Genomic DNA, 25,892 nt, shown 5'->3' with positions numbered 1-25,892 from the left:
GAATGGTCGAAAGCGGCGGAACTCGCGGGGGGCGATCTCGTGCCCTCTTCTGCCGCGGCTCTCCACTCCGGCTTGCGTGGCAGCTTAGGCCATGCCAGGCGCCTGGCATAGCGGTATCGGCCGATCCACGACAGCCCCCACCTCTCTAGAGAGATACAGCAATATGTCCGTATCTATCCATCGCGCATCCGTCGCCGGATCATGGGAGCCGTGGGGAACGATGGACGTGCCGGGAAAGACGATATTTCCGATAAGTCCCCACGCGAGTGGTGCACCGAGGCTCTGACCAGGCTGAACGCCGGCCGTCCCGAGTCGGCGTTGGAGGCCGCGCGCCGGGCGGCCGACCTCGACCCCGGCGACGAATGGGCCCACCGCCTCGTCAGCCTGGCCCACGAGCGCCTGGGCCGCGACGCCGACGCCCTTCCCCCGGCCGAGCGCGCGGCGGACCTCGCACCCGGCTCCTGGTCCGCGCGCGTGCGCCTGGCCTCCATCGCCCGCCGGATCCCCGGCCGCTGGTCCGAGGCGGTCTCCGACGCCGTCCTGGCCGCGCGGTTCGCGCCCGAGGAGGCCGATCCCGAGGTCCTGCTCGGTGACCTGGCGCTGCTGCGCGACGACCATCCGGAGGCCGAGCGGGCCTACCGCGCCGCGCTGGCCAGGGCACCGGCCCATCCGCAGGCCCGCGTGAACCTGGCCCTGTGCCTGCTGCGCTGGGACCGTCCGCGCCCGCACCACGACCCGGCCTGGCCGGTCGACCCGCGCCAGACGGGACGGGCCAGGCGGGCGCTGGAGGTCTGGGCCCGCCAGGTCAGGCTGCTGCTCGCCCTGGCCGTGATCGCCGTCGCGGCGGCCGCGCTCGCCCTCGACGCGGCGGCGTGGGCCCGGGCGGGCGGGTTCGCCGCGCTGGCCGCGCTGGTGCCGCTGACGGTCCGGCAGGCGCGGCGGGTGGGGGTGTGGGCGTACGTGCCGGCCATGGCCGGGCGTGATCCCTGGCTGGGCGCGGCCGTGGTGTCGGCGGGGCTGTCGGTGCCGGCGTTCGCGGCCTGGCTGCTGCTGGGCGCGGTGCCGGCGGCGCCGTCCTGGCTGGATCCGGTCTGGGCGGGGCTGGCCGGGATCGTGGTGCTGATGTGGCCGGCGCTGGCGGTCGTGCGGGTGCTGGCGGAGGCGTGGCGGGGGCGGCCGCTGCCCGCGCTGGCCGAGCTGGGGTCCGTCCCGGGCGAGCGCACGGCGGCCAGGAACGCCGGCGTGACGTTGTGGATCGTCCTCGTCAGGACCTGGTCGGTGCTGGTGCCGCTGGTGGGCGGGGCGCTGGCGGTCGAGCCCAGGGCCGCGGTGGCCGCGGTGGCGGTGCCGTTCCCGATGGTGCGGGCCTGGCTGCGCGCCCGCGGCAGGGGCGACGGGTGGCTCCTGGCCGCGGGCTGCCTGGTGGCGCTCGCCGCCCTCGGCTGCGCCGTGGGGGGCGCGCTGGGGTCGGCCTGGGGCTGGCGGGTGGGACTGGGCGCGCTGGGCGCGGCGATGGCGGTGTACGCGGTGCGCGCCCTGCGCTCGTGGTGGCGCGGCGCGCCGGGGCCCTGGCGGGCCTCCCTCGTCATGTGCGACCTGCCCATGGGCGGCGCGCCCTCGGTGGCGCTGCCCTCGGAGGTACGCCAGGCGTTCTCCTACGCCAGGAGCCTCGTCCTGGCCTACGGCGACCCCATGGGCCCCCGGGTCGTCGGCGCGGCCGGGTCCGTCACCTCCTCCGGCGAGCTGCGGCTGATCGCCGGGCCCGAGGCGTGGGAGGGCGTCGAGGCCGACCCGCGCGTCGCGGTGTTCGCGGCCGACCCGCTGCAACGGCGGTTCTGGGTCGAGGTACGGGGCATCGCCCGGCCCGGCCCCGACGTCCTGCGCGTCACCCCCAAGCAGGTGCTCGTCGGCGAGTTCCCCGGCCGGCACCAGCGACGGTGACTAGAGTTTTGTTCTATGCGGACTCTGCGAACCCCCGAAGAGCGCTTCGCCGGCCTGCCCGACTTCCCCTACGAGCCCCGCCACGCCGACCTGCCGGACGGCCCGCGCATGGCCTACGTCGAGGCGGGCCCCGCGGACGGCGAGCCGGTCGTCCTGCTGCACGGCGAGCCGAGCTGGTCCTTCCTCTACCGCCACGTCATGCGCGAGCTGGCCGCGGCCGGGCTGCGCGCGATCGCCCCCGACCTGATCGGCTTCGGCCGCTCGGACAAACCGGTGGACCCGGCCGAGCACACCTACGCCAGGCACGTGGAGTGGACCCGCGCGCTGCTGTTCGACGCGCTCGGCCTGGACGGCGTCACCGTCGTCGGCCAGGACTGGGGCGGGCTGATCGGGCTGCGCATCGCCGCCGAGCACCCGGAACGCGTGGCCAGGATCGTGGCCGCCAACACGGGGTTGCCCTCGGGTGACATTCCCATGCCCGACGTCTGGCACCGCTTCAAGGACACCGTCGCCGCGGCCCCCACGCTGGACATCGCCCGCCTGGTCCAGGCCGGCTGCCGGACGCGGCTCAGTGACGAGGTGCGGGCGGCCTACGACGCGCCGTTCCCGGACGAGTCGTACAAAGCGGGCCCGCGTGTCATGCCCGGTCTCGTGCCGGTCACGCCCGACGACCCCGCGGCGCCCGCCAACCGCGCTGCCTGGCAGATCCTCACGACGCTCGACCGCCCGTTCCTGGTGGCCTTCTCCGACGGCGACCCCATCACCGCCGGCATGGCGCCCATCATGCTCAAGGCCGTCGCGGGCACGGCCGGGCTGTCCCATCCGGTGATCGCCGGCGCCGGACACTTCCTCCAGGAGGACGCCGGCCCCGAATTCGCACGTTTGATCGCCCGTTTCGTGACCTCCACCTAGCGTGTCAGGCCCGCCCAATCGTCGGTCGGGTGCGGTATAACCGGGGGCGGACCGGGGAGGCGTGATGCGTGAGTCCGACAGGGCCCAGGCCGCGGGGCGGGACGCGGCGCGGGATCTGTTCGAGCAGGTGAGGCTGCGATATTTCCAGATTCCCCCGGCCGTGCGCCGGGTGCTCTACGCCGTGCTGCTCATCGCCGCCATGGGCGTGGGCGCGGCGCTCGGCTGGGATCTGCTGACGACGTTCCCCCTCGTCCTGCTGGCGCTCGCCTTCGTGGCGCTGACCATGCGCTTCCCGCGGGCCGCCGCGACGGCGCTGGTCGTGGCCGGCTGGGTCGTGCTGGTGCTGCCGCTGTTCTCCTGGCGTTTCCCGCCCGGATCCATGGCGCTGCACGCGATGGTCGCGCTGGCCCTGCCCGTGGCCGCCGCCTCCCACCTCATCCGCTGGGTCACGCCGTGGGTGAGCACGCTGGCGGCGCTCGTGCCCGCCGGGGTGCTGGCCTTCGGGCTCTCGTTCCTGTCGGCCGCCGCCGCGCTCTGGGGCGCCTGCGCGGCGGCCGTCGTCATGCTGGTCTACCGGTTCCTCCAGGCGCGCCGGGCCAAGGCCGAGCTGTCCGCCGAGGAGCAGCAGGTGCGCGTGCGCGCCCGCGAGAGCCGTCCCGAGCAGCAGGCCGACAAGGCGGGGGCGCCGCCGCAGATCTCCGTCGAGGACGCGCTGGCCGAACTGGAGGGCATGATCGGGCTGGCGCCGGTCAAGGAGCAGGTCCGCTCGATCGCCGCCTCCATCGAGGCCACCCGGCTGCGGGCCGAGGCCGGCTACACCGCCGAACGCCCGACCAGGCATTTCGTCTTCGTCGGCCCGCCGGGCACCGGCAAGACCAGCGTGGCCCGCGCGCTGGCCAAGATCTTCTACGCGTTCGGCCTGCTGGAGACCCCCTACGTGGTCGAGGCGCAGCGGGCCGACCTGGTGGGCGAGTTCCTGGGTGCGACCGCGATCAAGACCAACGAGCTGGTCGACCGGGCGCTCGGCGGCGTGCTGTTCATCGACGAGGCCTACGGCCTGGTCAACTCCTCCGACGGTCAGCCCGACAGGTTCGGCGCCGAGGCCGTGCAGACCCTGCTCAAGCGGGCCGAGGACGACCGCGAGCGCCTGATCATCATCCTGGCCGGCTACGAGCAGGAGATGGCCGGGTTCCTGTCCAGCAACCCCGGCCTGGCCAGCCGGTTCGCCACCCGCGTGCGCTTCCCCAGCTACTCGGCCCCCGAACTGGCCGAGATCACCGAGGTGCTCCAGCGGCGCAGGGGCGACACGATGGGCCCCGACACCGGGCGCGCCCTGCTCGGCCTCTTCGAAGACGTCCAGCGGCGCGGCCTGGTCGACGAGCTGGGCAACGCCCGGTTCGTGCGCAGCCTGGTCGAGGCCGCCGCGCAGGCCAGGGACGTCCGGGTGGTGGGCGCCGGCGGCACCCCGACCACACAGGACCTGGTGACCACCACCACGCCCGACGTGACGAAGGCGTTCGAGGAGCTGACCGCCCGCTTCCGCGGCTACGTGGCCACGCCCACGCTGGAGGAGGCGCTGGCCGACCTCGACACGATGGCCGGTCTGGAGCCGGTCAAGCGGCAGGTGCACGCCATCGCCGCCCAGCTCCAGGTGGCCCGCATGCGGCAGGAGCGCGGGCTGCCCACGCCGCCGCAGATGCGCCACTTCGTGTTCGCCGGGCCGCCCGGCACGGGCAAGACCACCGTCGCGCGGGTGCTCGGCCGCGTCTTCGCCGCGCTCGGCCTGCTGGCCAGGCCCGACGTCGTCGAGGCCCATCGCGCCGACCTGGTCGGCCAGCACCTCGGCGCCACCGCGATCAAGACCAACGAGCTGGTCGACCGGGCGCTCGGCGGCGTGCTGTTCATCGACGAGGCCTACAGCCTGGTCAACCCCGGCTACGCGGGCGGCGACGCCTTCGGCTCGGAGGCCGTCCAGACCCTGCTCAAACGAGCCGAGGACGACCGCGACCGGCTGGTCATCGTGCTGGCCGGCTACCCGCGCGAGATGGACTCCTTCCTGGCCACCAACCCCGGCCTGGCCAGCCGGTTCAACCAGCGCGTGGCCTTCCCCAGCTACTCCCCGCGCGAGCTGTCGCAGATCGCGGTGCTGCTGGCGGGCAAGGCCGGCGACAACTTCGACGAGCAGGCCCTGCGCGACCTCGACGAGGTGTTCGCCTGGGTGTGCGAGGAGCGGCTGATCGACGGCCTGGGCAACGGCCGCTTCGCCCGGTCGCTGTTCGAGCGGGCCGCGATGCGCCGCGACGTGCGCCTGGCCGCCCAGGCGTCGGGCGGCGGGTCGGCCAGCTCCGCCGACCTCACGACGATCACCAGCGACGACGTGCGCACCGCCGTGGACGAACTTTCCGGACGTTAACCCCTCTTTGGCATTTCCGCGCGCCACGATGCTGCCGCCTGTAGCAGTATGACTACCTATCGTGTGCGTCCGGGAGGGGGACGATGGCGGGGTTCCTGGCCCGCAGGCTGCTCAACTACGTGGTGCTGGTCGGCGTGGCCGCGAGCCTGGCGTACCTGCTGGCCGCCGGGGCGCTCGACCCGCGTTCCAACTACGCCGACCGCACCCCCAAGCCGCCGCCCGCCGTCGTCGACGCCCAGCTCACCGCGCTCAACCTCAACGACAAGACCCCGCTGCTGCAGCGCTACGCCACGTGGGCGTCGGGGGTGCTGCACGGCGACTTCGGCAAGACGGTCACCGGCTCGCCCGTCAACGAGGACCTCAGGCGGCGGATGGGGGTCACCTTCCGGCTGGTCATCCTGGGGCTGCTCTTCGGGAGCCTGCTGGGGGTGCTGGTGGGCGCGTACGCGGCGGTCAGGCAGTACGGCTGGTTCGACCGGCTCTCGACGGGCCTGTCGTTCGTCGTGCTCGCGGTGCCGGTGGTGGTGCTGGCCAACATGCTGATCCTGGCCGGCGCCTGGGCCAACGACAACGTCTTCGGCCGCCAGGTGCTGCTCGTCAGCGGCGAGTACAGCGCCGGCCTGGAGACCGGCTTCTGGGGGTACGCGCTCGACCGGCTGCAACACCTGATCCTGCCGACGATCTCGCTGTCCGTGGGCCTGGTCGCGATCTTCAGCCGCTACCAGCGCAACATGATGCTCGACGTGCTCGGCGCCGACTTCGTCCGTACGGCCAGGGCCAAGGGGCTGAGCAGGCGCAAGGCGCTGACCCGGCACGCGCTGCGCACCGCGCTGATCCCGGTGGCCACCTACTTCGCCTTCACGTTCGGCAGCCTGCTGACCGGGGCCACCTTCACCGAGAAGATCTTCGGCTGGCACGGGCTGGGCGAGCAGCTGATCAACTCGATCTTCACCAACGACGTCAACACCGTGGCGGCGATCTCCTTCCTGGCCGCCGTGGCCGTGCTGTGCGCCGCGCTCGCCTCCGACCTGCTGCACGCCGCGCTCGATCCGAGGGTGCGGGCGTGATGACGCTCTCGGAGGAGGAGCTGGCGGAGGAGCTGACCGGCGACCTGGGCCGGGCGCCGTCGCGGCTGCGGGTGGTGGCCGGGCGCTTCTTCCGCTCGCCGCAGGGGCTGGCCGGGTTCGCGGTGCTGGCGCTGATGTTCCTGCTGGCGTTCGTCGGGCCGCTGTTCAGCCGGTGGTCCTACACCGACAAGGACTTCACGGCGTTCCTGCAGCCGCCCTCGGCCCAGCACTGGTTCGGAACGCTCCAGACGGGCGCCGACGTCTACGCGGTGACCCTGCGCGGCATGCAGAAGTCGCTGATCGTGGGCCTGCTGGCGGCGCTGGTCTCCACCGCGGTCGCGGCCGTGGTGGGCGCCTTCTCCGGCTACTTCCCGGGCTGGACCGACCGGGCGCTGAGCTGGATCACCGACCTGCTGCTCGTGCTGCCCGCCTTCCTCATCCTGGCGATCATGTCGCCGCTGTTCGGGGCCGGGCAGTGGGTGCTGTTCGTGATCATGCTGGCGCTGTTCCTGTGGATGGTGACCTCGAAGATCGTCCGGGGGATGACGATCTCGCTGAAGGAGCGCGAGTACATCCAGGCCGCCCGCTTCATGGGCGTGCCGCCGGTGCGGATCATCTTCCGGCACGTGATCCCCAACCTGTCCTCGCTGCTCATCGTCGACGCCACTCTCAACGTCAGCGCGGCCATCCTGACCGAGACCTCGCTGTCGTACTTCGGGTTCGGCATCCAGCCGCCCGACGTCTCCTTCGGCACGCTGATCGCCGACGGCTCGCGCACGGCGGTCTACGCGCCGTGGACGTTCTGGTTCGTGGCCGGGCTGCTGGTGGTGACCGTGCTGGCGGTCAACCTCATCGGCGACGCGCTGCGCGACGCCTTCGACCCGGCGGCGCGGCGATGAGGCCCGCGGCGAACCCGGTCCTGGAGGTCAGCGACCTCCACGTGTCCTTCGGCGACGTACGCGCGGTGCGCGGGGTCAGCTACTCGGTGAGCCCGGGTGAGGTGCTGGGCATCGTGGGCGAGTCCGGGTCGGGCAAGTCGGTCACCTCGGCCGCCGTCATGGGCCTGCTGCCGCCGAGCGCCCGGGTGACCGGGTCGGTGCGCCTGCACGGCAAGGAGCTGGTCGGCGCCCCCGAGCGGGAGCTGACCCGCTTCCGCGGCAAGACCGTGTCGATGGTGTTCCAGGACCCCCTGTCGGCGCTCACGCCGGTCTACCGGGTGGGCGACCAGATCGCCGAGGCCGTCCGCGTCCATCAGCGGGTGAGCAAGGAGAACGCCGCGGTCAAGGCCGTCGAGCTGCTGGAGCTGGTCGGCATCCCGTCGCCGAGCGAGCGGGCGCTGGCCTTCCCGCACGAGTTCTCCGGCGGCATGCGGCAGCGCGTGATGATCGCGATGGCCATCGCCAACGATCCCGACGTGATCATCTGCGACGAGCCCACCACCGCGCTCGACGTGACCATCCAGGCGCAGGTGCTGGAGGTGCTGAAGAAGGCCCAGCGCGAGACCGGCGCGGCGATCATCATGATCACGCACGATCTCGGCGTGGTGGCCGGGTTCGCCGACCGGGTCCTGGTCATGTACGCCGGCCGCCCGGTCGAGGTGGGCGACGTCGACGACATCTACTACCGGATGCGCATGCCGTACACGGCGGGGCTGCTGGCCTCGATCCCGCGGGTCGACCGCGGCGGGCGGCAGCCGCTGGTCCCGATCGCCGGGAACCCGCCCTCCCCCGCCGCGCTGCCGCCGGGCTGCCCGTTCGCGCCGCGCTGCCCGCTGAAGATCGACGCGTGCGACGAGGCCGAGCCTCCGCTGTTCGACGTGGGGGTGGGCCACCGGGCGGCGTGCATCCGCTGGGAGGTCGTCCGCCCCGAGGCCCCCGGCCGTCACGCGGCCCTGGAGCCCGTCGCGCCCGCGGTCCGCGGCGAGCAGACGGTGCTGGAGGTCGACGGCCTGGTCAAGGACTTCCCGCTGCTCAAGGGGGCGCTGTTCAAGCGCCGGGTCGGCACGGTGCACGCCGTGGCCGGCGTCAGCTTCGACATCCGCCGGGGCGAGACCCTGGGGCTGGTCGGCGAGTCGGGCAGCGGCAAGACCACCACGCTCACCCAGATCCTGGAGCTCGTCCCGCCGCAGGAGGGGCGCGTGGTCGTGCTCGGCCGCGACACCGCCCGCCTCGACGGCGCCGAGCGCACCGCGGTCCGGCGGGACATGCAGGTGGTCTTCCAGGACCCGATGGCCTCCCTCGACCCGCGCATGACGGTCTACGACATCCTGGCCGAGCCGCTGCGCACCCACGGGCAGCGGCGGCCGGCCCGGCGGGTGGGCGAGCTGCTCGCGCTGGTCGGCCTCGACCCGGCGCACGCCGCCCGCTACCCACAGGACTTCTCCGGCGGGCAGCGGCAGCGCATCGGCATCGCCAGGGCGCTGGCGCTGGAGCCCAGGCTGCTGGTGCTGGACGAGCCGGTCTCGGCACTCGACGTGTCGATCCAGGCGGGGGTCATCAACCTGCTGGGCTCGCTGCGTGACAGGCTCGGCCTGTCGTACCTGTTCGTCGCGCACGACCTGGCCGTGGTGCGCTACATCGCCGACCGGGTGGCGGTCATGTACCTGGGCAGGATCGCCGAGATCGGGCAGGTCGACGCGGTCTACGGGGCTCCGGCGCATCCGTACACGCAGGCCCTGCTGTCGGCGATCCCGCTGCCCGACCCGGCCCGTGAGCGCGTACGCGAGCGCATCCTGCTCGAAGGCGACCTGCCCAGTCCGGCCCACCCTCCGACGGGCTGCCGCTTCCGCACCCGGTGCCCGAAGTTCCGCTCGGTGCTCACCGACGACGAGCGCGCGCTGTGCGTGGGCGTCGAGCCGGAGGTGCTGCCCGTGGCCGACGACCAGGGGGCGGCCTGCCATTACGCCGAGAGGCTCGACGTCGTCTAGATCAGGAGGAATGCGCTCGATGAAACCTTCACGTCTTGTCGTGGCCGTCGCCGTGACGGGCTCGCTGTCGCTGGTGAGCTGTGGCGGCGGCGGCTCGGGGGGCGGCTCGACGAGCGGCACGCAAGGTGCGCACAAGACCATCAGGGCCTTCGACATCAACCCGCAGCCGCGCGACAAGGTCAAGGACGGCGGCACGCTGCGCTGGGGCATCAACGAGTTCCCCAGCCAGTGGAACAGGAACCACGTCGACGGCAACCTGGCGGTGGCGGCCGTGATCAGCAACGCGCTGCTGCCCTCGCCGTTCGTCTCCGACGAGAAGGCGGAGATCACCGTCGACCGCGACTACGTGCTCGACGCCAAGGTCACCGACCAGAGCCCGAAGCAGGTCGTCACGTACACCCTCAACCCCAAGGCCAAGTGGTCGGACGGGCAGCCGATCACGTGGGCCGACTACCAGGCCCAGTGGCAGGCGCTCAACGGCCGCAACCCCGACTTCCACATCGTCTCGGCCACCGGCTACCAGGACATCGAGAAGGTCGAGCGGGGCAAGGACGACCACGAGGTGAAGGTCACCTTCGTCAAGCCGTTCGGCGACTGGCAGTCGCTGTTCGGGCCGCTGCTGCCGGCCGCGACGAACCGGACCCCGCAGGCCTTCAACACCTCCTGGCTGAACAAGATCCCGGTGACCGCCGGGCCGTTCAAGTTCAAGGGCTTCGACCAGACGGCCAAGACCATCACGATCGTCCGGGACGACACCTGGTGGGGCGACCGGGCCAAGCTCGACCAGATCATCTACCGGGCCTCGGAGCAGGACTCGCTGATCGGCGCGTTCAGCAACGGGGAGCTCGACCTCATCGACGTAGGGCCCTCCGCGCCCGACTACGCGCGGGCCAGGTCCACGCAGGGCGCGCAGGTGCGCCAGGCCGCCGGGCCCGACTTCCGGCACTTCACCTTCAACGGGTCGAGCGAGCTGCTCAAGGACGTCAACGTGCGGCAGGCCATCCAGCTCGGCATCAACCGGCAGGCCATCGCGCAGTCCGACCTCCAGGGGCTCGACTGGCCGATCGAGCCGCTGAACAACCACTTCTTCATGAACACCCAGGAGGGATACCTGGACAACGCCGGAAGTCTCGGCGTCTACAACCCCGACCGTGCCAAGCAGATGCTCGACGCGGCCGGCTGGAAGCTGAACGGAGCCGTCAGGCAGAAGAACGGGCAGCCGCTCGACCTGCGGTTCGTGGTGCCGTCGGGGGTGCAGCTGAGCAAGTCGGAGGGTGAGCTGGCCCAGAACATGCTGGCCCAGATCGGGGTGAAGCTCACGATCAAGGCGGTGCCGAGCGACGACTTCTTCACCAAGTACGTCATCCCCGGGAACTTCGACATAACGCCCTTCGCCTACATCGGCACGCCTTATCCGATTTCGAGCAGCTACGGGATCTACGCGAACTCAGCGAACGGCAAGACCTGGAACGCCAACTTCGGCCGGACTGGCTCGCCGGAGATCGACCAGGCCATGGACAAGGCGGCCCAGAACCTCGACCCGGCGGCGGCCCGCACCCAGACGAACGAGGCCGACGGGCTGATCTGGAAGCTGGTCAACGTTTTGCCGCTCTACCAGCGTCCGCAGAACGTGGCGGCCAGGCAGACCCTGGCCAACGTCGGCGCGCGCGGCTTCTACGACCTGCGCTACGAGGACATCGGCTTCACCGGCTGACCCGCGCCCAGCGCTCCACGGCCGGCTTCACGCCGAGCCCGATGAAGATGCCGCCCGTCGCCACGTCCACCCGGCGGCGGGCGGCGGGTCGACGGACTGCGGGAGGAAGGCGACCGGAACGGCCGCGAGGAGCGCGGATGTACGGACTGTCGGTGGGAGACGGTAGAAGTGACGCATGACGATGGACCTCACCTGGCCGCAGATCCTCGCCTGGCGGCTGCGCAGGCAGTTCGTGGCGGCGGCCGACGGGCCCGACGCGGTCTCGGTGGTGCGCCGGCTGTGCGGGGTGCAGGCGCAGGTCGCCTCCTCGGCCCAGCTCGCGGTGGCGGTCCGGAGCACCCGGCCCGTCCCGGGCGAGATCGACCAGGCCCTGTGGGCCGACCGTGCCCTGGTCAAGACCTGGCTCATGCGCGGCACCCTCCACCTGGTGCCCGCCGACGAGCTGGCCGGCCTGTGCGCGGCGCTGAGCACGCTGCGCTTCTGGGAGAAGGGCTCCTGGCAGCGCGGCCACGGCGTGACCGCCGCCGAGATCGAGGCCGTCATCGAGGCCGTCCCTGAGGCGTTGAAGGGCGCGCCGCTGACCCGCGAGGAGCTGGTCGAGGAGGTCGTGGCGCTGACCGGGCAGGCCCATCTGCGCGAGGCGCTGACGTCCGGGTGGGGGGCGCTGCTCAAGCCGCTGAGCCGCCTGGGCGAGCTGTGCTACGGGCCGCCCCGCGAGGGCAAGGTGACCTTCACCGCGCCGCGATCGTGGGTCCCGGGCTGGCCGGGGGTGCTCCCCGACCAGGAAGAGGCCGGGGTGCGGGTGCTGCGGGCGTTCCTGGGCGCCCATGGGCCGGCCACGCCGGAGATGTTCGACACCTGGCTGTTCGGCGGCGTGGCCAGGAAGGCGGTGCTCAGGGGGTGGGTCAAGGGGCTGGCCCCCGAGCTGGTGGAGGTCAGGGCCGACGACGGCACGGTTCTCCACGCGCTGGCCGAGCACGCCGACGACCTGGCCGCCACCCGGCCCTCGGCGGACGTCCACCTGCTGCCGGGCTTCGACCAGTTCATCCTGGGCGCGCCGCGTACCCTCGCCCCGCTCGTCCCGCCGCCGCTCAAGCCGAAGGTCAGCCGTCAGGCGGGCTGGATCTCGCCCGTGGTGGTGCACGAGGGGCGGGTGGCCGGCGTCTGGGAGGCCAAGGGCGGCGCCATCACGCTCGACCTCGCCGCCCCGGTGCCTCAGGACGCGCTCGACCGCTCCCTGAGCCGCATGCGGTCGCTGCTGGATCTCAAGGAGGCGTAGCGCCCGCGGGTCAGGCGGACGTGCTCGCCATCACCCGGTCGACGATGCCCTTGTTGCCCTCCTCGCGGGCGCAGTGGGCGCAGCAGTACCAGTGCTCGCCCGACTGCACGCCGTGGCCGATGACCTTGGTGCCGCAGTGCTCGCAGATCGGCGCCATGGCCTCGATCGCGCACTGGAAGCAGTCGAAGGTGTGCACCGCGCCCTGCGCGTGCACCTCGAAGGCCATGTCGTAGTCGTTGCCGCAGTTGTCGCAGACGGCCATGGTGATCCCCTCTTCACGGTCCGATCACCTCGGGCAATACCCGGATCCGTGGTGCGCTTTCCCCAACGAAGCACCATATTCAGGCTGATTCACCATCGATGACGGCGAAGCGTGCGATCAGCGGCAGCCCCAGCAGGCTGAGCGCGGCGAGCGCGACGGGCAGCCCGAACGGCCCGGTCAGGCCCGCCACCAGCAGCGGGCTGACGACGAACCCGGTGTAGGAGACGGTGGACACGCCCCACACCAGCGTCCCGGTGGGGTCGTCGGCGGCCGCACGGCTGAGCAGGGCGGGCACCAGCGGCCCGAGCGTCAGCCCGGTCAGGGCGAAGCCCGCCATGGACAGCGGCACGCCGCCGCCGAGCCCGGCCAGGGCGATCCCGGCCGCGCCGCCCGCCCCGGCGACCAGGTACAACGCGCGCAGCGGCACCGGGGGCAGCGTATGTGCGGCGATCCGGCCGGCCGTGAGCGCGGCCATGTAGACCGAGGGCGCGAGGCTGGCCGTCAGGGGCGTGGCGTCCCGGTGCTCCTCCAGCAGGAGCACCGACCACTGCTCCACCGCGTTCTCGATCACCAGCACGCAGCCGGCCAGCGTCCCGAGCAGCAGCGCGAGCCCCCACAGCCGGTGTCCCGCGCGGGGGTCGCCGGAGGGCGCGGGCCGGCCGCGTCCGACGGGCAGGGCCGGCAGCGACAGGGACGTCGCCGCCACCAGCAGCCCGATCACCACGAGCACGGTCCCGGTGTGCACCCCGAGCGACCGGGCCAGCCCGGCGAGCGGGGCGGCCACGATGACCGCGACCGGGAAGGCCGCGTGCACCACCTGGAAGAGCCGCCGGCCGCTCTCGCGCTCGACGCGTCCCGTGGTCAGGTTGAGCGTGACGTCGAGCGCGCCGCTGGCCGCGCCGAGCAGCAGCAGCGCGGCCGCGAGCTGCCAGGGCCCGGTGACGGCGGCGAGCCCCGCCACGGTGAGCCCGAACAGCGCGGTCGCCGCCATGAGGGCCCGGCGCTCGCGTCCGCGGGCCAGCCGGCCGGTCAGCGCCATCGCGGGCAGGGCTCCGATCGGCACGGCGCTCAGCGCCGCGCCGAGCTGCGCCGCCGAGAGGCCCAGCTCCAGCTTGACCGCCGGCAGCAGGGCCGACCAGGCTCCCCAGAACACGGCCCAGACGGCGGACACCGCGATGAGCGGCATTCACCAACCCCCTTGAATTACGGTCAAGTCTCGGTAAAGATCGACGACGTCCTTTTATCCCCCGCCGAAGGGAATATCGTGCTGACGCGCACGGTCATCGCGGCCGGTCTGGTCGCCGCCGGTATCGCCGCCGTCCCCTCCTCCGCCTACGCCGCCTCGGCCACCTCCGCCTCCGCCGCTTCCTCCGCCGAGACGCCCGAGCGCGTCTGCGGCGCGGGCTACCAGCGGGTGCGGGACGGCCACCGCGCGCTGAAGACGCGCGACGGAGCGGTTCTCGGACACGTCTACCTGATGTACAACAAGCGCGCCGGCAAGAACTGCGTCGCGGCGATCAAGATCGCCTACCGCGGCACCCCTACGGTCACCGGCGCCTCCATCGAGGTCCGCGGCGGTGGCCGGAGCGAGGACGTGCAGCGTTACCGCTTCTACGCCGAGACCGGCCACATCGACGGTAGCTGGAAGTGCGTGAAGTACGCGGGTTGGACGCGCACCCCGGACAACCGCGTCGAGGCGTGGGGCGGCCGCAGCTCCTGGGGCAACTGCGCGGGCTGAGACCAGAGAATTCCCCTCCCGGAGCTGTCACATCGCGCGGGGCCACCTCGTCCTGTGTCATGGAAGCCGTCATGGAAGCGGACGACACAGGGAGGATCACCATGACCCAGCGCATCGACATCGCCAAGCTCGCCCCGGAGGCGTACCGGGGGTTCCTGGCGGTGGAGGCGTACATGCACGGCAGCGACCTGCCCGCGGCCACGATCGAGCTGGTCAAGCTGCGGGCCAGCCAGATCAACGGCTGCGGCTACTGCGTGCACATGCACAGCAGGGACATGAAGAAGGCCGGGGAGAGCGACGAGCGGCTGTGGTCGGTCGCGGCCTGGCGGGAGGCCACGGTCTTCACCCCCGCCGAGCGGGCGGCCCTGGCGCTGACCGAGGAGGCGACCCGCCTGGCCGACCGCGGCGAGGCCGTGCCGGACGAGGTGTGGGAGCAGGCGGCCGAGCACTATGACGAGAAGCAGCTCGCCGCGCTTGTCGTCTCCATCGCGATGATCAACGCCTGGAACCGGGTCGGCGTGACCGCCCGCCTGGTTCCGGGGACCTGACGCGCGTCGGAGTCCTGGGATCCACGAGCAGGAGACGTCCGCAGCCGCCGGCCGAGCCGGATCTGTGCACCCCCTCGGGGCGAAAGTTGCCCTATTAGCTACCCTTTACAGCGAACTTACGGCTGTATCGGTAGATAACAGAGGTAACAGGAACATCACGGGGGGCTCACATGAAGAGGCTTGCGGTCGTGCCGCCGCACGTCGCCAGGCACAAGATCCGCGACATCCGGGCGGCGGCCCGCCGCAGAAGCGCCGTGACCGCCGACCCCAAGGTGGTCGACCTGCGGGCCTACAGCGGCCAGAACGTGCTCCACTTCCCCGGCGGGCCGACGCCCGCCGCCTGACCCGCACGATCCCGCACTCCCGAGGTCCGACGGCACCGGCTCCCCCCGCCGGCCGTACGGATCAGCCGTAGAGCCTCTTGGCGTAGGACTCGCTGTAGTACGACTCCAACTGCTCCAGCGTCTCCTCCACGACCTGGACCTCCTTGATCAGCCTGGCGTGCGAGGGCAGGGCGGAGGGGTTCCAGGAGTCGGGCGTCCAGAGCTGCGAACGCATGAACGCCTTGGCGCAGTGGAAGAAGATCTGCTCGATCTCCACCACCAGGGCGAGCCGCGGCCGGTGGCCCTTGACGATCATCTCGTCGAAGAACGGCGCCTCGCGCACGAGCCGGGCACGGCCGTTGACGCGCAGGGTCTCGTTGCGGCCGGGGACCACGAAGATCAGCCCGACGTGCGGGTTCCTCAGGACGTTGTGGAACCCGTCGGCCCGGCGGTTCCCCGGACGGTCCGGAATGGCGATCGTGGTGTCGTCGACGACGTGGACGAACCCGGCCGGGTCACCCTTGGGCGAGACGTCGCAGTTGCCCTTGTCGTCGGACGTGGCGATCAGGCAGAGCGGTGAGGCCGCCAGCCAGTCGCGGTCGCGAGCGTGCAGCCGGACCCGCTCCTTGGTCGCGGCCCGCGGCATCACCTCGCCCAGCAGTTCCCGCAACTCCTCCTCGGACCCGATCTCCGCCCAGCTCATCTGATCTCCTTTCGGGGGTTACCGCCCGATTCTGTCAGGAGACCGGGGCGAGCATCCTGTGGGGCTCACGCAACACCATGCTGACCGGGTCGTCCCTGTTGTGCTCCAGGCCGGGGCCGGGGCGCACCTCGATCTCCTCCACCCCGACGACCGTGCCGCACGACGGGCACCGGGACACGGGGTCGAGCCGGGCGCCGCAGGTCACGTGGTGGAACAGGCGGCGCGGCCCGGCCCCGCCGAGGTTGCGCTCGCCCCATTGGGACAGGGCCAGCAGGGGGACCCACAGCTCGCGGCCCACGGCGGTCAGGACGTACTCGTCGCGGGGCGGGTTGTCCTGGTAGCGGCTCTTGACCAGGACGCCGACCTCGACCAGCGCGCCGAGCCGCTGGGACAGGACCGCCCTGGGGATGTCGAGGTGGGCGAGGAAGTCGCCGTAGCGGCGTACGCCGTACATGGCGTCGCGGACCACCAGGAGCGTCCACCGTTCGCCGATCACTTCCAGGGCCCTGGCCAGCGAGCAGTCCTGGCCTTCGTAGTTCTTGCCGAGCGCCATGGAACCCATGTTAGTTCATTCATCGAACCGTGGTACGTTGCGCGAATGAGTTCAATGACCGAACTGACTCGGGTCCGGCCGGGCACGCTCGCCGTGGCGTCCTCGGCGCCCCTGCTGGTGCTGACGAACTACACGGTCCCGATGGTGACGTTGCCGCAGACGGCCGCGTCCCTGGGCGCGGGGGCGACGGGGCCGGTGTGGATGCTGGGCGGGATCTCGCTCGGGCTGTCGGCGCTGCTGCTGGTCTCCGGCGGGCTGGCCGACGACCACGGGCGCAGGCGGGTGCTGGTGTGGGGGTCGGCGGTGCTGGCGGTCGCCGGGGTGGCGGCCGCGCTGAGCACGTCCGTGCCGGTGTTCGTGCTGGCCAGGCTGGTGCAGGGCGGGGCGAGCGCGGCGATGCTGGCCGCCAGCCTGGGGATCGTCGGCCATGCCTACCCCTCCGGCGCCGCGCGGGTGCGGGCCACGGGACTCTATGGTGCCATGATCGGGCTGGGCACGGCGGTGGGCCCGCTGGTCTCCGGCGCGCTGGCCATGGCGGTGAGCTGGCGGGCGGTCTACTGGGTGTTGTCGGCCGGCGCGGTCGTCCTGGCGGCGGCGTCGGCGCGCTTGCTTGACGAGTCGCGCTCCCCCGCGCCGCGCCGGTTCGACGTACCGGGCGTGCTGCTGCTCAGCCTGGGCGTCGGGGCGCTGGTCGCGGGCGTGACCGAAGGGCGTGCCGGGTGGGGGCGTCCGGTGGTGATCGGGGCGTTCGTGCTGGCGGCGGTGCTGGTGGCGGCGTTCGTGGCGGTGGAGCGCCGGCGGCCGGAGCCGCTGCTCGACCTGGAGCTGTTCGGACGGCCGGTGTTCCTGGTCGCCACCGGCGGCGCGCTGGTCGTCGGGGCGGCGGTCGTGGGCCTGCTCAGTTACCTGCCGACCGTGCTGCAGACCGCGCACGCGCTGACGCCGTTGCAGACCGGTCTGCTGTTCTGCCTCTGGTCGGGCACGTCGTTCGCGGTGTCGCTGCTGTCCCGGCTGGTACGCCTGCGCACCGCCGCCCGGCTGGCCCTCGGCCTCGGCCTGACCGCGCTCGGGTTCGCGGGCCTGCTGGGTGTGGGCGGCTCGCTGGACCTGCCGCTGGTCGTGGCCGGGCTGGTGGTGAGCGGCGCCGGGTCAGGGCTGATCAACTCCTCGATCACCCATCTGGCGATCGAGAGCGTGCCGGCCCACCGGGTCAGCATGGGGTCGGGCGCCAACAACACCGCCCGGTACGTCGGCTCCTCCCTGGGCGCGGCCGGCGTGGCGGCGGTCGTCGGCGCGTTCGGCGTGGAGCAGGGGGCGACGGTGGCGGTGGCGGCCTGCATCGTGCTGAGCGCGGCCACGGCCCTGGCCGCGCTGCTCACCCGCCCGTGAACCTGACCCGTCACGGCCCCCGCCGCGCTGCTCACCCGCCCGTGAGCCTGACCCCGGCTACCAGCGTCGGGCGTGGGCCATGGAGCTGAGCAGGGCAGCGCGTTCCGTCTCGAACCGGCCCGGGTCCATGCCCTGGCGTTCGGCCCGCAGGTGCAGCACGGTCAGCTCGGTCGCGGCCTGCTGGTAGTCGCTCATCGCGCGGCCGAGCCCGGCCCCCCTGGCCCACTTGCGGGCCGCCTTGCGCGCCTTGAGCGTGCTGAGCATCGTGAGGTCGTCCGCCGTGACCAGGCCGGTGCTGCCGTAGCCGGGCAGGTAGACGCCCATCTTCGAGACGAGCTGACGGCGTTCGACGACGGTGACCACGATGAGCAGGACCAGCGCCACCATGATCACCAGGTACGCCGTGCCCAGCCAGGCCAGCGACTGGGTGGAGGCGGCGCCGTTCCAGAGCCCGTGCAGCACGACCGCGCCCAGGTAGCCGAGCGGGATCGCGGCGAACCTGGCGGGCGTGCGGCGGGTGAGCGCGTAGGCGACGCCGAGGCCGATCATCGAGGTGTAGATGGGATGGCCGAGCGGGTCGATCAGCCCCCTGAGCACGAACAGCCGCACCGCGGCGCCGGTGCCGTCCTGGCCGAACGCGATCAGGTAGTAGCCGATGTTCTCCACGGCGGCGAAGCCGAGGCCCGCCATGGAGGCGTAGACGATGCCGTCGGTCAGGCCGTCGATCTCCTGTTTCCTGCGCAGGAGCAGCAGCAGCGCCGAGCCCTTCAGCGCCTCCTCGATCACCGGGGCCAGGAACACGGTGCCGACGTCGTTGACGAGCTGGGCGCCGTACCCGGCCCGCAGGAACAGCGCCTGCCCGGCCAGCGTCAGCCCGACGCCCAGCACGATCGCCAGGCCCGCGCCCCACGCGAAGGCGAAGGCGAGGTGCAGCTTCGGCTCGGGCTCCAGCCGGTCGAGCGAGAGCACGGCGGCCAGCAGCACCGGCAGCGGCGCCAGCCCCAGCACGGCCGACAGCCCGAACCCGACCGGCCCTCCCTTGCGCAGCATGAGACCGAGGACGATCAGCGCGAGGACGCCTGAGACCACCAGGCCGATCAGGAGCGCCTTGCTGGGTCTCTTGGCGAACTGCGGAGCTGTCATGGGGGGCGCCTTTCTCCGACTGAGTGCACCTACTATGAGCGTTCCCGGCCGTCGCACACTTGACAGTCGCTTACATCACCGTGACTCGCGGTAATAGGGATCGGCGACGACGGATTCCCCGTCCACGTAGGAGTACACCTCGCGCCCGGCGATGAACACCCGCAGCGCCCGGCTCATCACGTCGAGGGGGTCGCCGGACCAGATGACCACGTCGCCGTCGAGGCCGGGCCGCAGCGAGCCCACCCGGTCGTCGAGGCCCATGATGCGGGCCGGGTTGACGGTGATCGAGCGCAGCGCGGTGTCCCGGTCGAGCCCCTCCTTGACCGCGAGGGTGGCCTGGTGGACGAGGAAGTGGATGGGCACCACCGGATGGTCGGTGGTGATCGCCAGCTCGACCCCGGCCCGCGCGAGGATGCCCGGGTTTCGCAGGGCGCGCTGCCGCAGCTCGACCTTCGACCGGCTGGTGAACAGCGGGCCGATGATGACCGGCACGTTCCGCTCGGCCAGCGTGTCGGCCAGCAGGTGGCCCTCGGTGCCGTGGTTGAGGATCAGCCGGTAGCCGAACTCGTCGGCCAGGCGCAGCGCGGTGGCGATGTCGTCGGCGCGGTGGGCGTGCTGGCACCACGGCAGCTCGCCGTCGAGCACCCGGGCCAGGATCTCCAGCGTGCCGTCGCGGTCGAACGGCTTGTCCTCGCGCTCGGCCGCGGCCTTCTTCGCCCTGTAGTCCTGCGCCTTCATGAGCGCGTCGCGGATCACCGCGGCCACGCCCTGCCGGGTGGAGGGCAGCTTCTTCTGGTCGCCGTAGACGCGTTTGGGGTTCTCCCCCAGCGCGCTCTTCACGCTCACCGGCTGTCTGACCAGCATCTCGTCGACGGACCTGCCCCAGCACTTGACCGCGACCGTCTGCCCGCCGATCGGGTTGCCGGACCCGGGCTTGATCACGGCCGTGGTGACGCCGCCGGACAGCGCGTCGGCGAAGCCCTGGTCGGCCGGGTTGATGGCGTCGAGGGCGCGCAGCCGGGCGCCGTTGGGGTCGGTCATCTCGTTGGTGTCGTTGCCGGCCCAGCCCTCGGCCTCCTCGTACACGCCGAGGTGGCCGTGCGCCTCGACGAAACCGGGCAGGACCCAGCCGCCGCCCGCGTCCACGACGGTGGCCGAGCCGGGGATCGGCACGTCCCGGCCCACCGTGACGATCTTCCCGTCGTCGACCAGGACGGTGCCGCCCTCGATCGGATCTCCGTCAACCGGTACGACATATCCGTTGATGATGGCGAGAGTCATAGCGGAAACCTACAGTCGCCATGCTTTCCTCCATGAAACTGGACCGATAACCGAGTTTCGGGCATGCTTGTCGAGATCTTGAGTCAAGGCCAACCGAAAGGGACGTACTAGTGCGTATGCCGGCAAAGGCAATCCTTCTCACGGCGGCGATCGGCCTCAGCGGCGTTGTCGCGGCTCCGGCGAACGCCACGGCCGCGAGCAGCCCGCAGAGCATCTGCGGCTCCGGCTTCGGGCTGATCTCCGACGGCACGAAGCCCGTCAAGACCCAGAGCGGCCAGCGCTACGGCACGGTCTACCTGCTCTACAACCGCGGGACCGGCGAGAACTGCGTCGTCACGATCAAGTCGAGCTTCATCGGCTCGAAGACGCAGATGAGCGCCAGGCTCACCGTCATGCCCAAGGCGCGCAAGGACGAGAAGCAGGACCCGATCGTGCGCATGGACGCCGGCAAGTTCGGGCAGTACGCCGGGCCGGTCAAATACTGGGCCAAGAGCGCCTGCGTGAAGTTCTGGGGCACGATCCAGGGGACCAACGGGCACATCGCGGGCGGTGGCCGTACCAGCTGGGGCAACTGCGGCTGAGCCCGTCGCGCGGGGGTAGGCGTACCGCCATGCTGACCGAACTGTACGAGCGCTGGCTGCTCGAACTGTGGAACGGCGACCTCTCCCTCGCGCCCGACCTGGTCACCCGGGAATTCGTCGGCCACTGGCCCGGCATGGACGTGCACGGGCCCGAAGGGCTGGCCGAGGCGATCCGGCAGGGCCGCGAGCCGTTCGACGACGTCCGGGTCACGCTCGACGTGGGCCCGGCCGTCGACGGTGACCTGGTCGCCGCCCGGTGGACGTTCAGCGGCGCCTACCGGGGCGGCCTGCCCGGCGCGAGCGCCCCGCCGGGCACTCGGATCTCGTTCTCCGGGCACGACCTCCTGCGTGCGACGGACGGACGATTCTCCGAATATTGGGTGATCTCCGACGCACAGTCACTCTCCCGACAACTCGGGATAGGCTGACAGCTCCGCATCACGACGGGGGTCGAGGGATGTCACAGGAGGCAATGGGCGGTATGGGGGCGATGGGGGCACAGCCGCTGGAGCTGCCCGAGGAGGCTCTGTCGGCGCTGCTCGCCGGCCAGCGCTTCGGCGCGCTCGCCACCAACGGCTCAGGCGGCCCCCCGCAACTGTCCACCGTGGTCTACACCTGGGACCCCAGTCCCCGGGTGGTGCGGATCTCGACCGTCGCCGACCGGCTCACGGTACGCCGCCTGCACAAGGACGCCCGCTGCGCGCTCTACGTCGCCAGCGACGACTTCGGCTCCTACGCCGTCGCCGAGGGCGAGGCCGAGCTGTCCCCCGTGAGCGACCGGCCGGGTGACGAGGTGGGGCTGGAGCTGCTGGCCATGCAGCCGTCGTTCGGCGACGCCGGGGGCGAGCTGGCGTTCCTGCACCGCATGGTCGCCGACCGCCGGCTGGTGGTCAGAATCAGGGTCAGGCGGCTCTACGGGACCCTGCTCCCGACGCCTTCCTGACGGCGCGCCGCCGGTTGTAGGCCACCATCGCGACCACGAGCAGGATCAGCGCCAGGTCGATGGCGGCCGACCAGCGCATGGCCCGCGCGTGGTGGCCGCCCTCGGCGACCGCGAAGTAGACCGCCCCGATCACGGCGACGCCGCCCGCGCCGGCGAACTGCTGCGCCGTGCTGAGCACCCCCGACCCGATGCCGGCCTGGTGCGGCGCGACCTCCACCAGCGCGGCGCCGATGAGCCGGGGCAGGACCAGACCGTTGCCCGAGCCCACGAGCACGAGCGCGACCATGATGGACGGCAGCCCGCGCCCGGCCCCCACCACCAGCAGCGCCAGCCCCAGGGCGGTGACCAGGCCGCCCACCATGACGACGACGAGCCCGTACCGGCTGACCAGGCGGGTGCCCAGCAGCGAGGTCACGGTGAACAGCACGCCCATCGGCGCGAACGCCAGCCCCGCCTGGAAGGCGGTGAGCCCGAGCCCGTTCTGCAGCAGCAGCGTCAGCGTGAACATGAACGAGGCGAAGTACGCCATGAACGCGACGATCGCCGCCACGCCCGCCAGGTAGGAGTGGACCTTGAGCAGGCCGAGGTCGAGCACCGGCTGCCCGCCGCGGGCGGCCAGGGCCCGCTGCCACCACCAGGTCAGCGCGAACACCGGCGCGCTCGCCGCCATGGCGGCCCACGTCCAGGCGGGCCAGCCCAGGCTGTTGCCCAGGCCGAGCGGCACCAGCAGCAGCGCCAGCCCGGCGGCGAGCCCGGCCGCGCCCGGCAGGTCGAACGCGACGGGCTCGCGACGGCCGGCCTCGGGCAGCAGCCGGCGGGCCAGCGGCACGACGACCAGGCCGACCGGCAGGTTGATCAGGAAGATGACCCGCCAGCCGAGGCCGAGCACGTCGGCGGTGAGCAGCAGGCCGCCGAGCACCTGGCCGGCGATGGAGCCGAGGCCGCCGGCGGCGCCGTACCAGCCGATGGCGCGGCCGCGCCGCTCCGGCGGGTAGACGGCCGAGATCATGGCCAGCACCTGGGGCACCATGACGGCGCCCGCCAGGCCCTGGAGCAGGCGGGCGGCCACCAGCCAGGCCGCTCCGGGGGCCAGGCCGCACAACACCGAGGCGACGGTGAAACCGGCCACGCCGTGGACGAACAGGCGACGGTAGCCGTAGCGGTCGCCGAGCCGGCCGCCGGTGATCATGCCGGCCGCGTACGTGAAGGCGTACCCGGCGACGATCAGCTCCAGGGCCGCCGGTCCGGCGTTCAGGTCGTGCTCGACGGCGGGCGCGGCCACGTTGACCACGAAGAAGTCGAACTGGGCCATGAACCACGCCGACAGCAGGACCGGCAGCACCCCTCTCATCTTGTCAGGCTAGATCAGACAGGCTCTTGCAAGTTCAGTGGGACGGGCTTACGATCCGCGTAATTGTTAGGAAACTTTCTTTAATGAAAGGTCCTTGACGTGCGCCGATTAGTCACCCCCCTGATCGCTGTTCTCGTGATCATCGGCATGTGCACCCTTCCCGCACAGGCCGCGAGCCGCCTCATCGCCACGTTCTCCCTCTCCGGGAACACGGGCACCTTCCTGGTGAGCAACCCGGGCACGACCGCCGTCAGCGGCTGGTCGATCGTCTTCGAGCTGCCGTCCGGGGTCACCGCGAGCAACCCCCAGAACGCCACCATCCGCCAGAACGGCACCAAGGTGACGCTCACCCCCGCTTTCTACATCAACACCGTGCAGGCGGGGAAGAACACCGAGCCCTACAGCCCCAAGGTCACGCTGAGCTCGGCCGTCCAGCCGACGAGCTGCCTGATCAACGGCGCCAACTGCGACGGCACCGGCGGTGACCCGCCCGCCAAGCCCCCGGTCAGCGCCACGTACGACGTCAGCGGCACCTCCGCCAAGTTCATCGTCGCCAACAACAGCACGACGGCGCTGACCGGCTGGTCGATCGTCTTCGACCTGCCCGCCGGCGTCACCGCGAGCAACGCCCAGAACGGCTCGCTCACCCAGAGCGGGCGGACGGTCACGCTGACACCCGTCCACTACAACACCACCGTGAACGCGGGCGCGACCACCGAGCCCTACAGCCCGAGCTTCACCGTGAGCTCCGCCAACGCCGAACCGACGAGCTGCCGGATCAACGACGTCAACTGCGACGGCACCCCCGACGTGCCGCCCGGCGCCCCCGGGAACCTGCGCTCGCCGGTCAAGACCACCAAGACCGTCTCGCTCGCCTGGGACGCCGCCACCCAGGGCAGCCTCCCCATCGTCGGGTACGAGATCTACAACGGCACGGCCCTGGCCGCCTCGGTCACCGAGACCTCCGGCACCGTCTCCGGCCTGACGCCGAACACCGAGTACACCTTCACCGTCAAGGCCAAGGACCGCAAGGGCACGCTGTCGGCCGCCTCCGCGCCGCTGAAGGTGACCACCCGCAACCCGGCCGACGACTCGCAGGCGCCCTCGGTGCCGTCGGGCCTGCGCAGCACGGCCAAGTCGTCCAGCAGCGTCTCGCTCGCGTGGACGGCCTCCACCGACAACACCGGCGTCGCCAACTACGACGTCTTCGTCGGCTCGACCCTGGCCACGACCGTCACGGGCACCACGGCGGTCGTCTCCGGCCTGTCCCCCTCGACCGAGTACACCTTCACGGTCAAGGCCCGCGACCTGTACGACAACCTCTCGGCCGCCTCCACCCCGGTGAAGGTGACGACGTCGGACATCGTCGAGACCGGGTACGCCCGCGTCGGCTACTTCGTGCAGTGGGGCATCTACGGCCGCCAGTACTTCGTCCGCAACCTCGACACCACCGGGAACGCGGCGAAGCTGACCCACATCAACTACGCCTTCGCCAACATCGACTCCAAGAACCTGACCTGCCTGCAGGGCGTCACCAAGGGCACCACGTCCGACCCGCAGGACCCGAACCAGGGCGACGGCGCCGGTGACGCCGAGGCCGACTACGGCAGGCCGTTCAGCTCCGCCCAGTCGGTCGACGGCGTCGCCGACACCGGCTGGGAGAAGCTCCAGGGCAACTTCAACCAGCTCAAGAAGCTCAAGGCGAAGTACCCGAACCTCAAGGTGCTGATCTCGCTCGGCGGCTGGACGTACTCCAAGTACTTCTCCGACGTGGCGGCGACCGACGCCTCGCGCAAGAAGTTCGTGTCCTCCTGCATCGACACCTACATCAAGGGCAACCTGCCCGACTACAACGGCAAGGGCGGGCCGGGCACGGCCGCCGGCATCTTCGACGGCATCGACCTCGACTGGGAGTGGCCGGGCGCCGAAGGACACGCGGGCAACCACGTGGGCGCCAACGACAAGGCCAACAACACGCTGCTCATCGCCGAGTTCCGCCGCCAGCTCGACGCGCTGACGACGACGACCGGCAAGCGGTACCAGCTCACGGCGTTCACCCCGGCCGACCCGGCCAAGATCGCCGCCGGCTGGGACCTGCCCGAGGTGGCCAAGTCGCTGGACATCTTCAACATCCAGGGCTACGACTTCCACGGCGCGGGCAGCGACAACTCCTGGGAGCCGAACCGCACCGGCCACCAGGGCAACCTGTACCTCGACGCGGACAGCCCGTACAACCCGGACTTCAGCGTGGAGAAGGCCGTCGACGTCTACCTCCAGGCCGGTGTCAACCCGCGCAAGCTCACCATCGGCCTGGCCTACTACGGCCGCGGCTGGCAGCAGGTGACCGACGGCGGCAAGGCCGGCGAGTGGCAGGACGCGCACGGCGCGGCTCCCGGCCAGTTCCAGGAGGAGGCGGGCACCCGCGGCTACAGCAACCTGCTCGCCATGGTGCCCGGCTGCACGGTCCGCCACGACGAGGTGGCCGTCGCCACCTACTGCTACACCGGCAACAACGGTCAGTGGTGGTCGTTCGACGACGCCTGGTCGATCGGCAAGAAGACCGCCTGGCTCAAGAGCAAGGGGCTGCTGGGCGCGATGATCTGGGAGATGTCGGGTGACACCGGCGTCCTCACCACCGCGCTGGACGGTGGCCTCAGGTAACACCTGCACACCGGAGGGGCGGGCCGCCACGGGCGACCCGCCCCTCACGCGTGTCCCAGAAGCCTTGCCGCCCGCGGTGTCAAAGTCTCATCCGGCGGGCACCACTCCGTTACCGAGCCCTCAACTCACGGTCATCCGGCCTTGTCATGGTCGGGTTTGTCGGT

Annotated in this window: 23 protein-coding genes; 16 read left to right on the top strand and 7 right to left on the bottom strand. The window is 71.7% G+C overall.

Going from position 1 to position 25,892, the window contains the following annotated elements:
• The first annotated feature begins 201 nt into the window (after positions 1-201).
• The 8 genes from ACWCSU_RS06215 to ACWCSU_RS06180 all read left to right on the top strand — a co-directional run bounded on the left by ACWCSU_RS06215 (position 202) and on the right by ACWCSU_RS06180 (position 12,252).
• Positions 202-1,941 (top strand): hypothetical protein, encoded by a 1,740-nt coding sequence (locus ACWCSU_RS06215; RefSeq protein ID WP_449933929.1) that lies wholly within the window; start codon positions 202-204, stop codon positions 1,939-1,941.
• A gap of 15 nt (positions 1,942-1,956) precedes the next feature.
• The gene (locus tag ACWCSU_RS06210; RefSeq protein WP_449933927.1) at positions 1,957-2,853 is read left to right on the top strand and encodes a haloalkane dehalogenase; all 897 of its coding nucleotides are present in this window, start codon (positions 1,957-1,959) and stop codon (positions 2,851-2,853) included.
• A gap of 64 nt (positions 2,854-2,917) precedes the next feature.
• Positions 2,918-5,266: an AAA family ATPase gene (locus ACWCSU_RS06205; RefSeq protein ID WP_357698602.1), complete on the top strand. Its 2,349-nt coding sequence runs from the start codon at positions 2,918-2,920 to the stop codon at positions 5,264-5,266.
• 83 nt (positions 5,267-5,349) lie between these two features.
• A complete protein-coding gene (locus ACWCSU_RS06200) occupies positions 5,350-6,333 on the top strand; it encodes an ABC transporter permease (protein ID WP_364090709.1) in 984 nt (327 codons plus the stop codon).
• Positions 6,333-7,232, top strand: coding sequence for an ABC transporter permease (locus tag ACWCSU_RS06195; RefSeq protein WP_449934760.1), 900 nt, complete (start codon positions 6,333-6,335; stop codon positions 7,230-7,232). The genes ACWCSU_RS06200 and ACWCSU_RS06195 overlap by 1 nt, the downstream gene beginning before the upstream one ends.
• Entirely contained in the window at positions 7,229-9,259 is a 2,031-nt protein-coding gene (locus tag ACWCSU_RS06190) for an ABC transporter ATP-binding protein (protein ID WP_357698607.1), read from the top strand. Before ACWCSU_RS06195 ends, ACWCSU_RS06190 begins: the two co-directional genes overlap by 4 nt.
• A gap of 19 nt (positions 9,260-9,278) precedes the next feature.
• Positions 9,279-10,973 (top strand): ABC transporter family substrate-binding protein, encoded by a 1,695-nt coding sequence (locus ACWCSU_RS06185; protein ID WP_449933923.1) that lies wholly within the window; start codon positions 9,279-9,281, stop codon positions 10,971-10,973.
• A gap of 175 nt (positions 10,974-11,148) precedes the next feature.
• Positions 11,149-12,252, top strand: a complete 1,104-nt coding sequence (locus ACWCSU_RS06180; protein WP_449933921.1) for a winged helix DNA-binding domain-containing protein — start codon at positions 11,149-11,151, stop codon at positions 12,250-12,252.
• 10 nt (positions 12,253-12,262) lie between these two features.
• On the opposite strand, the gene ACWCSU_RS06175 is transcribed toward ACWCSU_RS06180, so the two are convergent.
• Together ACWCSU_RS06175 and ACWCSU_RS06170 are read right to left on the bottom strand one after the other, a co-directional pair.
• Positions 12,263-12,514, bottom strand: a complete 252-nt coding sequence (locus tag ACWCSU_RS06175; RefSeq protein WP_357698615.1) for a hypothetical protein — start codon at positions 12,512-12,514, stop codon at positions 12,263-12,265.
• A 79-nt stretch (positions 12,515-12,593) separates the two neighbouring features.
• Entirely contained in the window at positions 12,594-13,700 is a 1,107-nt protein-coding gene (locus tag ACWCSU_RS06170; protein ID WP_449933919.1) for an MFS transporter, read from the bottom strand.
• Positions 13,701-13,778: 78 nt separating this feature from the next.
• Here ACWCSU_RS06170 and ACWCSU_RS06165 point away from each other — a divergent pair, with 78 nt between their 5' ends.
• From ACWCSU_RS06165 to ACWCSU_RS06155, 3 genes are all read left to right on the top strand, one after another.
• A complete protein-coding gene (locus ACWCSU_RS06165; protein ID WP_449933917.1) occupies positions 13,779-14,252 on the top strand; it encodes a hypothetical protein in 474 nt (157 codons plus the stop codon).
• 101 nt (positions 14,253-14,353) lie between these two features.
• Complete coding sequence (locus ACWCSU_RS06160; protein WP_357698622.1) at positions 14,354-14,800, top strand: carboxymuconolactone decarboxylase family protein; 447 nt, start codon at positions 14,354-14,356, stop codon at positions 14,798-14,800.
• A 170-nt stretch (positions 14,801-14,970) separates the two neighbouring features.
• Positions 14,971-15,144, top strand: coding sequence for a hypothetical protein (locus tag ACWCSU_RS06155; RefSeq protein WP_449933915.1), 174 nt, complete (start codon positions 14,971-14,973; stop codon positions 15,142-15,144).
• A gap of 61 nt (positions 15,145-15,205) precedes the next feature.
• On the opposite strand, the gene ACWCSU_RS06150 is transcribed toward ACWCSU_RS06155, so the two are convergent.
• Together ACWCSU_RS06150 and ACWCSU_RS06145 are read right to left on the bottom strand one after the other, a co-directional pair.
• Positions 15,206-15,826 carry a pyridoxamine 5'-phosphate oxidase family protein gene (locus tag ACWCSU_RS06150; protein ID WP_357698627.1) on the bottom strand — a complete coding sequence of 207 codons (621 nt, stop codon included), beginning with the start codon at positions 15,824-15,826 and terminating at the stop codon, positions 15,206-15,208.
• Positions 15,827-15,860: 34 nt separating this feature from the next.
• Positions 15,861-16,379 (bottom strand): winged helix-turn-helix transcriptional regulator, encoded by a 519-nt coding sequence (locus tag ACWCSU_RS06145; protein WP_357698629.1) that lies wholly within the window; start codon positions 16,377-16,379, stop codon positions 15,861-15,863.
• Between the two features lie 54 nt (positions 16,380-16,433).
• Between ACWCSU_RS06145 and ACWCSU_RS06140 the strand changes: the two genes are divergently transcribed.
• Positions 16,434-17,768 (top strand): MFS transporter, encoded by a 1,335-nt coding sequence (locus tag ACWCSU_RS06140; protein WP_364090735.1) that lies wholly within the window; start codon positions 16,434-16,436, stop codon positions 17,766-17,768.
• A 57-nt stretch (positions 17,769-17,825) separates the two neighbouring features.
• On the opposite strand, the gene ACWCSU_RS06135 is transcribed toward ACWCSU_RS06140, so the two are convergent.
• On the bottom strand, positions 17,826-18,911 hold the full coding sequence (locus ACWCSU_RS06135; protein ID WP_449933912.1) for a PrsW family intramembrane metalloprotease: 1,086 nt from the start codon (positions 18,909-18,911) through the stop codon (positions 17,826-17,828).
• A 75-nt stretch (positions 18,912-18,986) separates the two neighbouring features.
• Positions 18,987-20,192 (bottom strand): amidohydrolase, encoded by a 1,206-nt coding sequence (locus ACWCSU_RS06130; protein ID WP_364090741.1) that lies wholly within the window; start codon positions 20,190-20,192, stop codon positions 18,987-18,989.
• A gap of 116 nt (positions 20,193-20,308) precedes the next feature.
• Here ACWCSU_RS06130 and ACWCSU_RS06125 point away from each other — a divergent pair, with 116 nt between their 5' ends.
• From ACWCSU_RS06125 to ACWCSU_RS06115, 3 genes are all read left to right on the top strand, one after another.
• Positions 20,309-20,773 carry a hypothetical protein gene (locus ACWCSU_RS06125; protein WP_449933910.1) on the top strand — a complete coding sequence of 155 codons (465 nt, stop codon included), beginning with the start codon at positions 20,309-20,311 and terminating at the stop codon, positions 20,771-20,773.
• 29 nt (positions 20,774-20,802) lie between these two features.
• Positions 20,803-21,201, top strand: coding sequence for an ester cyclase (locus ACWCSU_RS06120; RefSeq protein WP_449933908.1), 399 nt, complete (start codon positions 20,803-20,805; stop codon positions 21,199-21,201).
• Between the two features lie 62 nt (positions 21,202-21,263).
• Positions 21,264-21,716 carry a pyridoxamine 5'-phosphate oxidase family protein gene (locus ACWCSU_RS06115; RefSeq protein ID WP_357698640.1) on the top strand — a complete coding sequence of 151 codons (453 nt, stop codon included), beginning with the start codon at positions 21,264-21,266 and terminating at the stop codon, positions 21,714-21,716.
• Here the strand turns inward: ACWCSU_RS06115 and ACWCSU_RS06110 are convergent.
• The gene (locus tag ACWCSU_RS06110; RefSeq protein WP_449933906.1) at positions 21,676-23,067 is read right to left on the bottom strand and encodes an MFS transporter; all 1,392 of its coding nucleotides are present in this window, start codon (positions 23,065-23,067) and stop codon (positions 21,676-21,678) included. The two genes, ACWCSU_RS06115 and ACWCSU_RS06110, sit on opposite strands and share 41 nt — an antisense overlap.
• Before the next feature lie 99 nt (positions 23,068-23,166).
• On the opposite strand from ACWCSU_RS06110, the gene ACWCSU_RS06105 reads away from it, so the two are divergent.
• The gene (locus tag ACWCSU_RS06105; protein ID WP_449933904.1) at positions 23,167-25,728 is read left to right on the top strand and encodes a glycosyl hydrolase family 18 protein; all 2,562 of its coding nucleotides are present in this window, start codon (positions 23,167-23,169) and stop codon (positions 25,726-25,728) included.
• The last annotated feature ends 164 nt before the right edge of the window (positions 25,729-25,892 follow it).

This window comes from Nonomuraea sp. NPDC001699 (assembly GCF_053596455.1).
This window is presented reverse-complemented; position numbering and strand designations above follow the sequence as displayed.

Coding starts and splice junctions, on each gene's coding strand:
- ACWCSU_RS06215 (WP_449933929.1), top strand. CDS start 202: ATGGGAGCCGTGGGGAACGATGGACGTGCCGGGAAAGACGATATTTCC.
- ACWCSU_RS06210 (WP_449933927.1), top strand. CDS start 1,957: ATGCGGACTCTGCGAACCCCCGAAGAGCGCTTCGCCGGCCTGCCCGAC.
- ACWCSU_RS06205 (WP_357698602.1), top strand. CDS start 2,918: ATGCGTGAGTCCGACAGGGCCCAGGCCGCGGGGCGGGACGCGGCGCGG.
- ACWCSU_RS06200 (WP_364090709.1), top strand. CDS start 5,350: ATGGCGGGGTTCCTGGCCCGCAGGCTGCTCAACTACGTGGTGCTGGTC.
- ACWCSU_RS06195 (WP_449934760.1), top strand. CDS start 6,333: ATGACGCTCTCGGAGGAGGAGCTGGCGGAGGAGCTGACCGGCGACCTG.
- ACWCSU_RS06190 (WP_357698607.1), top strand. CDS start 7,229: ATGAGGCCCGCGGCGAACCCGGTCCTGGAGGTCAGCGACCTCCACGTG.
- ACWCSU_RS06185 (WP_449933923.1), top strand. CDS start 9,279: ATGAAACCTTCACGTCTTGTCGTGGCCGTCGCCGTGACGGGCTCGCTG.
- ACWCSU_RS06180 (WP_449933921.1), top strand. CDS start 11,149: ATGACGATGGACCTCACCTGGCCGCAGATCCTCGCCTGGCGGCTGCGC.
- ACWCSU_RS06175 (WP_357698615.1), bottom strand. CDS start 12,514: ATGGCCGTCTGCGACAACTGCGGCAACGACTACGACATGGCCTTCGAG.
- ACWCSU_RS06170 (WP_449933919.1), bottom strand. CDS start 13,700: ATGCCGCTCATCGCGGTGTCCGCCGTCTGGGCCGTGTTCTGGGGAGCC.
- ACWCSU_RS06160 (WP_357698622.1), top strand. CDS start 14,354: ATGACCCAGCGCATCGACATCGCCAAGCTCGCCCCGGAGGCGTACCGG.
- ACWCSU_RS06155 (WP_449933915.1), top strand. CDS start 14,971: ATGAAGAGGCTTGCGGTCGTGCCGCCGCACGTCGCCAGGCACAAGATC.
- ACWCSU_RS06150 (WP_357698627.1), bottom strand. CDS start 15,826: ATGAGCTGGGCGGAGATCGGGTCCGAGGAGGAGTTGCGGGAACTGCTG.
- ACWCSU_RS06145 (WP_357698629.1), bottom strand. CDS start 16,379: ATGGCGCTCGGCAAGAACTACGAAGGCCAGGACTGCTCGCTGGCCAGG.
- ACWCSU_RS06140 (WP_364090735.1), top strand. CDS start 16,434: ATGACCGAACTGACTCGGGTCCGGCCGGGCACGCTCGCCGTGGCGTCC.
- ACWCSU_RS06135 (WP_449933912.1), bottom strand. CDS start 18,911: ATGACAGCTCCGCAGTTCGCCAAGAGACCCAGCAAGGCGCTCCTGATC.
- ACWCSU_RS06130 (WP_364090741.1), bottom strand. CDS start 20,192: ATGACTCTCGCCATCATCAACGGATATGTCGTACCGGTTGACGGAGAT.
- ACWCSU_RS06125 (WP_449933910.1), top strand. CDS start 20,309: ATGCCGGCAAAGGCAATCCTTCTCACGGCGGCGATCGGCCTCAGCGGC.
- ACWCSU_RS06120 (WP_449933908.1), top strand. CDS start 20,803: ATGCTGACCGAACTGTACGAGCGCTGGCTGCTCGAACTGTGGAACGGC.
- ACWCSU_RS06115 (WP_357698640.1), top strand. CDS start 21,264: ATGGGGGCACAGCCGCTGGAGCTGCCCGAGGAGGCTCTGTCGGCGCTG.
- ACWCSU_RS06110 (WP_449933906.1), bottom strand. CDS start 23,067: ATGAGAGGGGTGCTGCCGGTCCTGCTGTCGGCGTGGTTCATGGCCCAG.